Annotated in this window: 11 protein-coding genes; 2 read left to right on the forward strand and 9 right to left on the reverse strand. The window is 51.9% G+C overall.

Translation table 11 applies throughout. From position 1 onward, the window contains the following. Positions 1-17: 17 nt before the first annotated feature. Positions 18-929, reverse strand: coding sequence for a fructokinase (gene mak / locus H4F65_RS08600; RefSeq protein WP_010281792.1), 912 nt, complete (start codon positions 927-929; stop codon positions 18-20). Positions 930-1,215: 286 nt separating this feature from the next. Here mak and rdgC point away from each other — a divergent pair, with 286 nt between their 5' ends. Beyond that, positions 1,216-2,145, forward strand: a complete 930-nt coding sequence (gene rdgC, locus H4F65_RS08605; protein ID WP_010281791.1) for a recombination-associated protein RdgC — start codon at positions 1,216-1,218, stop codon at positions 2,143-2,145. A 92-nt stretch (positions 2,146-2,237) separates the two neighbouring features. On the opposite strand, the gene H4F65_RS08610 is transcribed toward rdgC, so the two are convergent. Beyond that, positions 2,238-4,028, reverse strand: a complete 1,791-nt coding sequence (locus H4F65_RS08610; protein WP_010281789.1) for a methyl-accepting chemotaxis protein — start codon at positions 4,026-4,028, stop codon at positions 2,238-2,240. Between the two features lie 537 nt (positions 4,029-4,565). Between H4F65_RS08610 and H4F65_RS08615 the strand changes: the two genes are divergently transcribed. After that, a complete protein-coding gene (locus H4F65_RS08615; RefSeq protein WP_010281787.1) occupies positions 4,566-5,312 on the forward strand; it encodes a GntR family transcriptional regulator in 747 nt (248 codons plus the stop codon). On the opposite strand, the gene H4F65_RS08620 is transcribed toward H4F65_RS08615, so the two are convergent. The 7 genes from H4F65_RS08620 to H4F65_RS08650 form a co-directional block, all read right to left on the reverse strand. Further along, entirely contained in the window at positions 5,286-6,263 is a 978-nt protein-coding gene (locus tag H4F65_RS08620) for a PfkB family carbohydrate kinase (RefSeq protein ID WP_010281784.1), read from the reverse strand. The two genes, H4F65_RS08615 and H4F65_RS08620, sit on opposite strands and share 27 nt — an antisense overlap. After that, positions 6,263-7,264, reverse strand: coding sequence for an ADP-ribosylglycohydrolase family protein (locus H4F65_RS08625; RefSeq protein WP_010281782.1), 1,002 nt, complete (start codon positions 7,262-7,264; stop codon positions 6,263-6,265). The genes H4F65_RS08620 and H4F65_RS08625 overlap by 1 nt, the downstream gene beginning before the upstream one ends. Next, positions 7,261-8,541, reverse strand: a complete 1,281-nt coding sequence (locus tag H4F65_RS08630; RefSeq protein WP_010281779.1) for a nucleoside permease — start codon at positions 8,539-8,541, stop codon at positions 7,261-7,263. Before H4F65_RS08630 ends, H4F65_RS08625 begins: the two co-directional genes overlap by 4 nt. A gap of 262 nt (positions 8,542-8,803) precedes the next feature. Then, entirely contained in the window at positions 8,804-9,088 is a 285-nt protein-coding gene (gene ppnP / locus H4F65_RS08635) for a pyrimidine/purine nucleoside phosphorylase (protein ID WP_005975968.1), read from the reverse strand. Between the two features lie 139 nt (positions 9,089-9,227). After that, the gene (gene aroL / locus H4F65_RS08640; RefSeq protein WP_010281774.1) at positions 9,228-9,749 is read right to left on the reverse strand and encodes a shikimate kinase AroL; all 522 of its coding nucleotides are present in this window, start codon (positions 9,747-9,749) and stop codon (positions 9,228-9,230) included. Positions 9,750-10,031: 282 nt separating this feature from the next. After that, a complete protein-coding gene (locus H4F65_RS08645; RefSeq protein WP_048256257.1) occupies positions 10,032-11,081 on the reverse strand; it encodes a type II asparaginase in 1,050 nt (349 codons plus the stop codon). A 206-nt stretch (positions 11,082-11,287) separates the two neighbouring features. Then, entirely contained in the window at positions 11,288-12,934 is a 1,647-nt protein-coding gene (locus tag H4F65_RS08650) for a multidrug ABC transporter permease/ATP-binding protein (RefSeq protein ID WP_010281769.1), read from the reverse strand. Positions 12,935-13,430: the final 496 nt, after the last annotated feature.

Here is a 13,430-nt window from a genome sequence, read left to right on the forward strand (position 1 = left end):
CATCATTCGATCTGCAATTACTTCGTCTTCGGCCAGAGCCAGGCGGCTCCGCGTACCCCGCTGGAGTCGCCGTGTATGGCCTGAAGCACGGGCGTTTCGCACTCACCGCCGAAGATCCACGGTTTAATTTTTTCCGGCACGGTCTGATAGAGGCGAGCAACGTTGCTCATTCCGCCCCCCAGCACCACGACATCAGGGTCGAGCAGGTTAATCACGTGCGCCAGCGATTTTGCCAGACGATGTTCATAGCGCTGTAACGCCAGTTCTGCAATGGGATCGCCCTGCTCCGCTAAGGAAATAACTGCCTCACCCTTGTGCGGCTGGCCGCTCAGGCGCTGGTAATCCACGGCAAATCCGGTGCCGGAGATAAACGTTTCAATACAGCCAGACTTACCGCAGTAGCAGGGAACCGTCTGCCGATAGCGCAGCTCATCGTCATCCATCCAGGGCAGCGGATTATGTCCCCACTCGCCCGCAATACCGTTGCCGCCGACGTGCGCCTGACCGTTCAGCGCAATACCCGACCCGCAGCCGGTTCCGATGATGACGGCAAAGACGGTCTGCTTCCCAGCCCCGGCACCGTCAACGGCCTCTGAAACCGCGAAACAGTTTGCGTCATTGGCAACCCGCACGGGCCGATTCAGCAGCGTGGCAAGATCAAGATCCAGCGCCTGACCGTTGAGCCAGGTGGAGTTGGCATTTTTTACCTTACCGGTAAACGGCGACAGCGTACCGGGGATCCCCACGCCGACGCTGCCGCGAGAGCCAGTCGCTTTTTCAGCCATCTCCACCAGCGTGACGATAGTCCGCAGCGTTTCCGGGTAGTCATTTCTTGGCGTCGGCATACGCTGCCGAAAACGTTCCTGCCCTTCGTCATCCAGCGCAATGACTTCCGTTTTCGTCCCGCCTAGATCGATACCGATTCTCATGATGTCTCCCCGCGTGTTGTAAATAGGCCCGAGGCAATTTACCACCGACCTGAAAACGTTCTTATATGGATAAGTACCCTAAATCATTCGAGTCGTGCCGCCAACGCACATGCAGTTGAAGTATGACGGGTATAACCAGAGAAACCAATCAGCTGCCATTCAAAGCGTGATAGGTATTCCTCCGAATCCCGGTATTTTATTCCACATAACCGCCTCGAATTCGTTATCATGCGCGCAACATTACAAACCCGCGTGCAAACCTGCGCGCCCAGTCAGGGATAACACCATGTTGTGGTTTAAGAACTTAATGATTTACCGCCTAAGCCGGGACAGCGTGCTGTCCAAAGATAACGTTTTGTCTGCGGACGAACTGGAAAAACGGCTCAGCGCTTTCGCGTTCACCCCGTGCGGCAGTCAGGATATGATGAAAACGGGTTGGGTATCGCCGATGGGCTCCCATAGCGATGCCTTAACGCACGTCGTTAATGGGCAAATCGTTATCTGCACCCGCAAAGAAGAAAAAATCCTGCCGTCCCCGGTCATCAAACAAACTCTTCAGGCCAAGATTGAACGTTTGGAAGCGGAGCAGCACCGCAAGCTGAAAAAAACTGAAAAAGACTCGCTGAAAGATGAAGTGCTGCATAGCCTGCTGCCGCGTGCATTCAGCCGTTTCAGTCAGGTTTGGCTGTGGATCGATACGGTTAACGGCCTGATTATGGTCGATGCCGCCAGCGCCAAAAAAGCGGAAGATACGCTGGCGCTGCTGCGTAAAACGCTGGGCTCGCTGCCCGTTGTGCCGCTGACGATGGAAAACCCTATCGAGCTGACGCTGACCGAGTGGGTTCGCTCCGGTGAGCCGGCGGCAGGTTTCGCGCTACAGGATGAAGCAGAGCTGAAAGCCATTCTGGAAGATGGCGGCGTTATCCGCTGTAAAAAACAGGATTTGGTCTGCGATGAAATCGCCGTACACATTGAAGCAGGCAAACTGGTCACCAAGCTGGCGCTGGACTGGCAGGAACGGATTCAGTTGGTCTTGTCCGAGGACGGTTCGGTAAAACGCTTGAAGTTCTCTGATACGCTGCGGGAACAAAACGACGATATCGATCGGGAAGATTTTGCTCAGCGGTTTGATGCCGATTTTATTTTGATGACCAGCGAGCTGGCGGCATTGATTGCGAATCTGATTGAAGCACTGGGCGGAGAAGCCCAACGTTAATGCTGTCGATTTTTAGTACAGTCGATCGTTAATGGAGTCGGTGATTGCCCGCCAATGTTCGGCGGGCAATACCTCTTTAGTGCCTGAACCCGTTAGACCCGGAATGCCCCGACAACGGCGTTCAGTTCTTCAGCCTGTGACTGCAACGCCCCCGACGCAGCAGCAGATTCCTGCACCAGCGCGGCGTTTTGCTGCACCATCGAATCCAACTGCGCGACCGCTTTGTTGATCTCGTTGATGCCACGCATTTGCTCATCTGCCGCATGCGTGATTTCAGACATCACCGAACTCACCGTAGAGACGCCGCCGACAATTTCATTCATCGTGTCGCTAGCCTGACGAACCTGCACAGAGCCAGACGTCACGCTAGAAACCGTCGATTCAATCAGCTCTTTAATTTCTTTTGCAGCCTGCGCGCTGCGCTGTGCCAGACTACGAACTTCACCGGCAACCACGGCGAAACCACGGCCCTGTTCACCCGCACGTGCTGCTTCTACTGCGGCGTTAAGCGCCAGAATGTTGGTCTGAAATGCAATGCCATCGATCACGCCGATGATATCGCCGATTTTGCCAGACGCGACCACGATCTCTTCCATCGTGACAATCACATCGGACACCACTTTTCCGCCCGTACCCGCATCTTTCGACAGCAGCAGTGCTTTCGCGTTAACCTGCTGTGCAGAACCTGCCGACTGTGTGACCGCCGCAGAAATTTCTTCCAGCGAGGCTGCGGTTTGCTGAATACTTGATGCCGCAGATTCAGTACGCGCAGAAAGATCGTTGTTCCCTGCCGAGATTTCATCCGCCGCCACCTGAAGCGATGCGCTGATATCGCGAATCTGCATCATGACCTGACTGATCTTGTCGACAAAGATATTAAACGAGCGGGCAATTTGCGCCACTTCATCATGCCCTTCGTCCGGCAGACGCTGGGTCAGATCGTTATTACCGTTGCTGATATCATCCATTGCGTCGCGAATTTGCAGCAGACGCTTGAGCGCAGACGCAATGATGAAACCAATCACCAGCGTACCCAGCAGCGCGATAACGACTAGCGTGATGACAGAGGTAGACAGCAGAGAACGCATGCCCGCTGTCGCTTCGGCTTTATCCAACGCCACCAGCATGAACCAGTTTGTGCCAGCAATCGGTTTTGCCACCACGAGCTTTGTCGAGCCAGAAAAATCCACATCACGAGCGCTATCGGCTGAAAGAATGTCTTTCAGATCAATCCCAGGGGCAATATCGGTGATATTTTTCAGCGTCAGTTTTTCATCCGGGTGAGCGATGATCAGACCGCTGCGCTCGATGAGAACACCGAAGCTATCTTTGGCTGGATTAATCGCTTTGACGTTTTCAATCACGCTTTTCATCGTGACGTCGCTACCGACTACGCCTCTGACCTTTCCGCCTTCCACCACGGAAGTAACGAAAGAAACCACCAGCGTATTCGTCACCGCATCAACGTAGGGTGCAGTCACTAGCGGTTTGCCCTCTTTCACCGCCTGCTGATACCAGGGCCGGACAGTAGGGTTGTAATCGGGTGGAATACCGCCAGAATCGGCAAACTTGGCCGTGCCATTGGCATACCCCATGTACACATTCAGGAGTCCGCCGGATGCCGCAATCTGTTTAAACAGCGGAATCGGATCTTCATCGGTTATGACACGGTCGTGCAACGCAGAGATCATCAGCGTTTTAGAAGCAACCCAGTCGCTAATAGCAATACTATGGCTAGTGGCTACCGCATTCAGCGTATTCTGGATCGATGCCTTATTAGCGTTATTGGCGATGGTGTAATTAAGAAAGGTATTGATAATAAGTGAAAGTACAACAATTGTTGAACAGGCCGCAAGGATGCGGGAACGAGTCGTTTTCAGCATAAAATACTCTTCGCATAGAATAGTTATACTATCCATAACGGCACAGCAAAATAAAACTTGAATGCGATCACATTCCACAGCCGCCATTTATCTTAAAACTCAGCGGAATAATTACTACGTTCAACCAAGCCCTTATACAAAAAAAGACATCAAATGGAATTCCAACCAACAAACCAACATAACAAGCCAAAATAAAGAAAATAAAAAGAATAAAAAACTTATTCACACCCATAACATAATATTATCGGTGAATGCCGTAATATGTTGTATTTTAACAATCATGGGATTATTCCTAATAAATAGAACATATTTTTACACTATTAATTAATAAACACCATTTAAATAAAATAACTCATATATGGAATTAATGATGAATGTTAAAAGAAGAGATGACGTTTTCGTGATAGACAAACATGCTAAAAATTATCAGTTATAGATTATTTTGTGTGGCAACGCCGCGATTACCATTTCCAGTATAGAGGTAATAAGACCAATGGTATTATTACCTCTACGCAGGCCGATCAGGATCAGAGAAGAATGGAACACGCGCATACTCGGTTAATAGAACAGCTTACGCAGCGCTTTGCGGCAACAGACAATACCCCACTCTACCTAAAATTTGCCGAAACGGTAAAAAATGCAGTGCGCAGCGGCACATTGGAACATGGCAATATTCTGCCGGGAGAGCGTGACCTGAGCCAGTTGGCTGGCGTGTCACGCATTACCGTGCGCAAAGCGATGCAGACGTTGGAAGAAGAAGGCGTGGTGACCCGCGTACGCGGCTACGGTACACAAATCAATAATATTTTCGAATATTCGTTGAAAGAGGCGCGTGGATTTTCACAGCAAGTCGTGCTGCGGGGCAAAAAGCCCAATACGCTGTGGGTGAACAAACAGATCGTAAAAAGCAGCAAGGAAGTGGCCGAGCAGTTGGCTATTGCGCCAGACACTCCCGTTTTTCTGTTAAAACGTATTCGCTATGTGGATGAGGACGCCGTTTCGATTGAAGAATCGTATGTTCCTGTTGATTTGATCGCTGACGCTGACGATATCGGCGTCTCGCTTTATGACTATTTTCGTAGCCAGAACATTAATCCGCAGCGTACCCGCAGCCGCGTCAGCGCCCGTATGCCCGATGCCGAGTTTCAGTCACACATCCAGCTTGATAATAAAGTACCGGTTCTGGTCATCAAGCAAATTGCGCTCGACCCACAGAACCGGCCCATTGAGTACAGCATCAGCTATTGTCGCAGCGATCTATACGTTTTCGTCTGTGAGGAGTAACCGCGCACGCAGTTCAGCCAGCGTCGGCGCACAGTCTCCGCCGCGGTGACTCACGACATACGCCGCAACGGCGTTCCCCAACGTGACAGCCTCAGCCAGCGACCACCCTGCGGCCAGACCAGCCAGCGTCCCGCCGGCGTGGCTGTCCCCCGCCCCGATAGTATCCACCACTGTTGCAGGGAACGGGGCAACGATGCCCTCAGAAGCCGCATCGAAATACCACGCTCCCGCTTTGTCTTGACGAATAATCACCGGTGCACGGAATGCTTCCTGCCAGGCTCGCCCCAGCGTTTGTACATCAGCCGACACGCCGAGCAGATCCGCCGCGACATCCGCTTCCTGACGATTAAGGGAAACCACAGGGTGAAGCGCCATAATGCGAGCCATCAGGCTTGCCGGTATATCGGCAATACGTGGGCCAAAATCGATGAATGGCGTGACGTTATGTAAATTTTCCAGCCAGCTCACCAGACGTTCACCGCACGGTGCCGCCAGTTGATAGCCAGAAAGGTAGACCAAACTCCCCGATACGACGGATAACGACGCCAGCCAACTATCACTCCACTGGTTCTCGACCCCACTGAAGGACATAAAAGTCCGTTCACCGTCCGGTTCAACCAGCGCCAGACACCAGCCGTTGTCTCCCGAATCGGTTTGTACCACCGTGGTGATATTCTGCTTTTCCAGACTATGACGAATGATATCCGCCCACACGCCCTGCCCGACGGGCAAAGCGTTTTGTGCGGCTATCCCAAGGCGTTTAAGCGCGATGGCAATGTTCAAGGCACAGCCGCCAATATTCACACTTTGCTGCTTCAGTTCGATATCACACCCGCGATACGGCAGGGCGTAAGCATCGGCAATCACGTCAATCACCGCCGCCCCGATGATGGTCAGCGGTTGACGTGTCGTTAGCCCATCCAGTTTTGCGGCAAGTTCGCTGGCCTTCATCACACCTCCCGTGCTGAGCGATATTGCTGGAGCAGGCTGGCATAACGGCAAAAATCAAGCTGGTTAATGTCATCCAGCTCCTGCTTCAACGCGGCATCAATCGCCGTGACCCCGTGCAGCGCACCGCATATTGCGGTCGCCATCGCCCCTATAGTGTCGGTATCCCCGCCGAGGTTGGCGCACAGAATCGCACAGCGATTTGGATCGGTCTGTGCCAGTTCCACCATTGCGATGGCGGTAGCAACGGATTCAATGGTGCTCGTTCCCGCACCAATCAGTTGATAAAGCTGCTCGCTGGCACTTTCCGTACCGTTTGCACCGCGCACGATACTCAGCGCCAGCTCCAGACGCGCGGCAAGGGAGGCGCTAAACGTCGTGATACGCTTTTCCTGCGCGTGGCGCGCCACAGACGGCAACGCATCGACAATCTCCTGCCAGCTGGCACCGTCGATCGCCCGGGAAATAGCCCAGGCAACGACGACCGCTCCCGCAATTGCCAAATCGGATTTATGCGTCGGACTGGATGCCAGCGCCACCTGATCGATAAATTCATCAAGATCGTGTGCAGGCAGCAGGCAGCCTAGCGGAGACGCCCGCATCGCCGCGCCGTTCGTGACGCCATTATTTTCCAGTTCGCTGACCGGAGTGCCCTGTCGAATCGCCTTCAACGCAATTTTAGAGGTCGGGCCGAGTACATTCTTATTAAATGCATCGAACGATTCCGCCCATTTCAGGATGTGGCGGCCAATCGCATCAGCATTGATGTCGCCATCACATTCAATGATGGCGTCGACCAGACTCAGCGCCATCGAGGTATCATCCGTAAACTCGCCACGGCCAAAATAGCACGCTGCATTATTCTCCGCCGGGCCGGGTAAAAAGCGATCAATCCAGCCAAAATGCGCTTTCACGCGCGTTCGGGGCCACAGTTCCGATGGCATGCCCATCGCATCCCCTAAAGCCTGGCCGTATAAGGCACCGAGAATACGTTCTTGTTTCATTTGCTTTCCTCTGTACTGAAATGCTTGTTTTTTGCACCGTCTACATCAATGGTCGAGATCGTCTTATCCGATTCACGGAAAAATAGGATAAAGATCAGCGCAATAATCGCGATCATCACCGCACCAAACAGCCACATGCCGGTCCAGTTAAAGGTCAGGCCGTTCACCGGTTCACCGTGGGCGAAAAGTTTCTCCATCATCACGCCACCCAGACGATATCCCAACAGGCTGCCGAAGCCCTGACAACAGAGCGTAATCAACCCCTGCGCGGCCGTACGCATATGCACCGGCGCTTTTTTATCAACGTAGATATAGGCGGTCACATAGTAAAAATCGTAACTCACGCCGTGCAGCAGAATGCCGAGGAACAGCAGTGCATATGTAAAGTAGTGGTAAGCGTCGCCGTAGACGAAGAAGACATAGCGGATAGCCGCCGTAATTAGCCCCAGCAACAATACCTTTTTAATACCAAAACGCTTGGTGAAAAACGGCAGCGCCAGCATAAAGAAAATTTCAGAGAACTGGCCCAGCGTCATCCAGCCAGTGGCATTTTTCATGCCGACTTCGGTGAGGAAGCCTGTGGCAAAAATGTAATAAAACGCCAGCGGCATCGCGAATAAGAAGGAGCAGACAAAAAACACCAGAAAGTTTTTGTCTTTCAGCAACACAATCGCGTCCAGCCCCAGCATGACTTTAACATCCATCTTGCCTGTGCTTTTTGGTGGCGTATTGGGCAGGAAAAACGCAAAGAAGCCGAGCAACGCGGAGCTGGCAGCCGTAATCAGCAGCGGAATATTGGTGGGCGAAATATCGCTAAATCCAAGCCATGTCGGCAGAAAGCCGCAGACGATCCCGGAAGCGATCCAGCCAATGGTTCCCAATACCCGGATGCGAGGAAAATCCCGTTCTACATCGGCCACATGCGAGAAAGCGATACTGTTAGTCAGTGCGATAGTCGGCATGTAGGTCAACGAATAGGCCAACAGCAGCGGGAAGAAATACATAAATTCCGTTTGCTGCGCCGCCAGGTACATCAGTATCGCTCCGGCGAACATCAGTACTGCCAGCACCTTTTGCGCGGCAAAGAAGCGATCGGTGAGCGATCCCACCAGAATCGGCGATAAAATCGCGGCAATTGCGGTACAGGCATACGACCAGCCGATTTCACCCGCCGTAAATCCGCTTTTGCTCAGATACAGCCAAAGCGGAACGAACCAGGCTCCCCAGATAAACCATTCAACGAACATCATGAACGACAGCTTTGCTGTAGTTTTCATATTTACATCCTTCATGACTGAGTAAGGTACACCTTTAAAATACCAATTAATAATACCTTTTAAATACCTTTGCGTTCATTACTTGAGCTACTTAACATTTTTGCAGCATTATTTATTACCATCAGGGGAAGAATGGCAGAGAAAGGCGCTAACCGCGTTGGAGGGAACAAGGGGAATGAGGCAGGACTACCATAATAAAACGCCGCGTTATGTCGTAAATAACGCGGCGAGAATGCTCTACTCTACAGAGAGAGAATAGAAATTACAGGTACTTACACAGATAAGAGGTAGGCTCGACCACCTGTAAGTTGAACTCACTTTTTCCCGGAACGAAAAATGTTTCTCCCGGTGTGAAAACCTGCCAATCCGGTGCGCCTGGCAGCAGTACTTTCAATGCGCCGGTGATCACCGTCATTTCTTCCGGCTGCCCGGTTCCAAAGGTGTATTCACCCGCATCCATGACGCCGACACTGGCGCGGCCAATGCTGTCGCCTTCAAAACCGATTGATTTGACCTTCCCTGCAAAATACTCATTTACATTCAGCATAGCGCGGCACCTATCATCGAAAAAATTCAGGAAATTCATCTTAAAAGGAGAGTCGAGCCACTGTCACGATCTATTCATTGAAAGTTGGTGTTCGGTAACACTGACTGGTGATTATTTTGCCAGTGTCCGCTCCACCTTCCTATGCTGCCGACGGGCGCAGTACCTTCAACACGCTTGCCACAATCGCTTCTGGCGTTTGTGAGGCATCGATGACGTGGTGCGCGACACCGCGATACAGCGCCTCGCGCGCGGCCAGTACATCAGCCATTTCCTCGGCGATAGGACGACCGGTCAGCGTCGGCCGCTGGTTATCCTGCGGGTTTTCTTCCAGCCGCTGGGCCAGCAGTTCGGCATCCGCATGGAGATAAATGACGGTGCCTTTATCATGCATAAAGCGCCGATTGGCTTCCGCCAGCACCATACCGCCGCCTGTCGCGATGATGCAGCGGTTGGACGTCACCTGCTGAAGTGCCAGACTTTCACGCTGGCGGAACCCATGCCATCCTTCCTGCGCAACCACATCAGCCACCGTCATATTGGTGGTCTGCTGCATAAACAGGTCGGTATCGACAAAGTCATATCCTAACGCCTGCGCCAGTTGATGCCCAACAGTGGTCTTCCCACAGCCTCTGGCACCAACCATAAAAATGGGGTGTGTCATATAATGACGTATCCTTCTTCTTTAATTCACCCGCTCCGCCATACTTCAAGCTGGACGCGCGTAGGCCGTCCCGCCACTCGAATTATTTCGGGTATCAAAGATAAATAGGGGTGATTACCTGCTTTGTCGTGGGTTGAATCATACCGATAAAATCAACAGAGAGGGAAGTGACTTCTCAGTGGAAACGAAAAGTTGAATAACTAAAAGTCAAAATCGAATGACAGGAAATAAAAAGCCCCGCGTTTAAAGACGGGGCTATCACACTAAAAATCGATCGGCCGATTAATATGCGTGGAAATAATCCTGAATCACCGCAGGATTCGTCGTTTTCGTCAGCGCCAGCATCAGCAGAATGCGTGATTTAGCTGGGCTCAGAGAATCAGCAACCAGACCCGGCTGACCCGCATCCGGTGGTACGATGCCGCTGCCGGTACGGCTGGAGCGTACAACAACAACGCCTTTGCTTTCCGCTTTACGGATACCTGCATCGCCGCGTTTAGATACGCTACCTGCGCCCATACCCGCATACACAATGCCTTTTACGCCGTGTTTGATGGCCGCGTCATACATGTATTCTGGATCGTCCTGATAGCCATAAATAATGTCAACGGCTGGCAGTTTATCGATGTTGGTCACGTCAAATACGGAACGCGTGGTGTGAACTTTATCCAGACGCGTCTGGTAGTAAACTTTGTCACCGATAATCACGCCCAGATAGCCTTCTTCCGGCGCTTTAAAGGTATCCAGCGTAGAAGCGTTGGTTTTGCTGATGAAACGAGCAGAGCCAATACGGTCGTTCAGCACGACGAGCACGCCGCGACCGCGAGAGTTTTTATCCGCTGCCACTTTTACCGCACCGTACAGGTTCATCGGGCCGTCGGCACTGATTGCCGTTGCCGGACGCATCGCGGCGGCAAAGACCACCGGTTTGTCACTCTTCACCGTCAGGTTAAGGAAGTAAGGCGATTCGTCGAGTGTATCCGTACCGTGTGTAATCACCACGCCATCAACATCGCTGCGAGCCAGCAGCTCGTTCACGCGCTTGCTCAGCTTCAGCAGAACATCGCTGGTCATATTTTCACTGCCGATGCTGGCAACCTGCTCACCGGAAATATTGGCAAGCGTTTTCAGCTCTGGCACCGCTTGAATCAGCGTCTCTACGCCCAGCGCACCCGCTTTATACCCCGTGGTTTGCGTATTGGCCGCAGCGGAACCGGCAATCGTCCCGCCCGTTGCCAGAATGACAATGTTAGGTAGGTTTTCTGCCGCATTTGCCAGAGACGAAAAACAAACAAAAACAACAACGAATAATGCGTTAAACATCCTTTTCATAACATATACCAACTTATTGAGTTAAGTGGCAGACCAGATACGTCAGGTGCCTGATCTGTAAGTAAAAAACGTCCACTCTGTTAGCAGCCTGCCAACATTGGCGCTTATTCTGCCCCAGAATTCAACGAATTAATATATGCCTGTCAGACTTCACGTTAATGATGTGTGATCCCTCACAGCGCGGCATTCCGCCGCGCTGATTTACGTTACCGGCTAATCTGCGCCACGGCATCCTGCGAGGCCTGTTCACGCGCGTCGCCCGTCAGTTCTGACAGTGTTCCCTGATGCATTTCCAGCAGGCGATCGGCATGTTCAAAGTAGTGATCGTCATGGCTGATCGCCACAATCGTTTTCCCCAATGCGCGCAACTGCGGTAACAGCTCAAGGTAGAACACGCGGCGGAATTGCGGATCCTGATCGGCCGCCCATTCATCCAGCAGCAGGATGTCCCGCTGTTCGGCGACGGCCAGCAGCAGCGCCACGCGCTTACGCTGCCCTTGAGAAAGCTGTAAGTTCATCACCTGATGATTCTCCAGCGTCAGCTTATGCCGCATGTTCAGGCGATCCAGCCAGCTATCGACCAGCGCCGTATCCGGCTCCGTTCCGTGCGGCCCCATCATCTGTCCGAACAGGTGGAAATCAGTAAAGATGGCAGAAAATAGCTTTTGGTAATCCTCGCGCGTTTCCGCCGTAACGGGGCGGTTATCCAGCAGCAGCGAGCCGGAAACCGGGATATAGAGCCCCGTCAGCAGCATCGCCAGCGTCGATTTTCCACTCCCGTTCCCGCCAATCAGAAATACCAGTTCACCACGTTTTATCACCAGATTGATCGGCCCGACTTCAAAGCCGGAATCGTCATAGCGAAACACCACATCACGCAGTTCCAGCGTGTGCCAGTCGGCAGGGGCAACCGCAGCGGAGAACGGTTCCTGATAATCTGCCAAATCGAAACGTTTCAACTTATTAAACGCGACTTGCGCACTCAGCAGCGTCGGCAGTGCGCCAACGGCCTGTAGCATTGGCGTGCGTAAAAACAGCAGCGTCAGTGAGTACGTCGCCGCCACGTTGGTATCCGCCCAGCCGAGGTTGTTTGCCATGAAAAAGACTGCGCCAATCACGCCCAGCATCATAATGTTCGACCAGTTCACCGCGCTGAGGTGGAAGGTGTCGGCACGAATCACGTTCTGGCGGTAATCCTGCGCATTGGCCTGATAAATATCTTCATACAGCTTCTGTGCCCGTTCACGGTTGAGCATCAGTTCTTTACGCCCGTTAATCACGGTTTCGTAATCTTTCTGGAGACGATCTTCCGCTTCCCGCACCTGGGTAAGGTGGCGATATACGCGGGAAACCAGCATAAAGCCGCCCCAGAGCGTTATCGCAATCCAAACGGACGTCACCACCAGCATCTTAGGGGAGAGCCAGGCCAGATAAGCGGCCGAGCCGATGGTAAGCACAATGCCCTGAATCAGCTCCGGCAGACGCACAAACGCAATTGTGATATTGCGAATATCGCTGGACAGGCTGGCAAGCAGCTGCGCACTGCCGATCTGTTCGATACGGGCAATGTTAGTGTCCAGAATACGCTTGATAAATTGCCCACGCAGGCGGTAAACAAAATGGTGCCCCAGCGTGGTCAGCGCCAATTGCGACACCAGCGTGACGCCCATCAAGAGCAGCAGCAAACCCAGAAATTGCGGCAATACGCTCAACGACTGATTGACCGTTTCAATCAATTGCAGGTTGATAAAGGCAATAAGCCCAATGCCCAGCGCGGCACTCAACAAACTTAACAGGATAACGGCCAGAAATGGCCAACGGTACTGCTGGTAAACAATGCGGAGCAACTCCATAACAACCTGGTCTCTCTGATGAAAACAATCGCCCGCAGTGTAATGGGGATGACCGTGATATCAAGAATAATTCTCATGTCCAGCGTTACGCCAGATGGCAGCTATTCAAAATCCACGCCCAGTATTGCCAGTACAACGCATAAGAAAATATGATGAATCATCACACTTTGTTATCACTTTTCTGGCAACACGCTTCGTTTAACACCCACGATTTTCGCTAATAGAAATAAACACAAACTGATACAACAAATATAGATAAAAGCCTCATCTTCACAACGAACGCGCCCTTACAGACACACGCGAATGTGAGAAAAAAACGCATTACCAGGCCACCAGACGTGCTAAGTGATGGTAATTTAATATGATAATTATCGCGATAGTAATTAAATAAGGGGATAAATACCGATAAGCCATTTAATGCGTAAGAATATTGTCATATTTTTTATTTTCAAAACATTTCAAAAAAGTTGGATTTTTAGTTAAGCCACACCTATAA

The organism is Pectobacterium brasiliense (genome assembly GCF_016950255.1).
Taxonomy (GTDB): domain Bacteria; phylum Pseudomonadota; class Gammaproteobacteria; order Enterobacterales; family Enterobacteriaceae; genus Pectobacterium; species Pectobacterium brasiliense.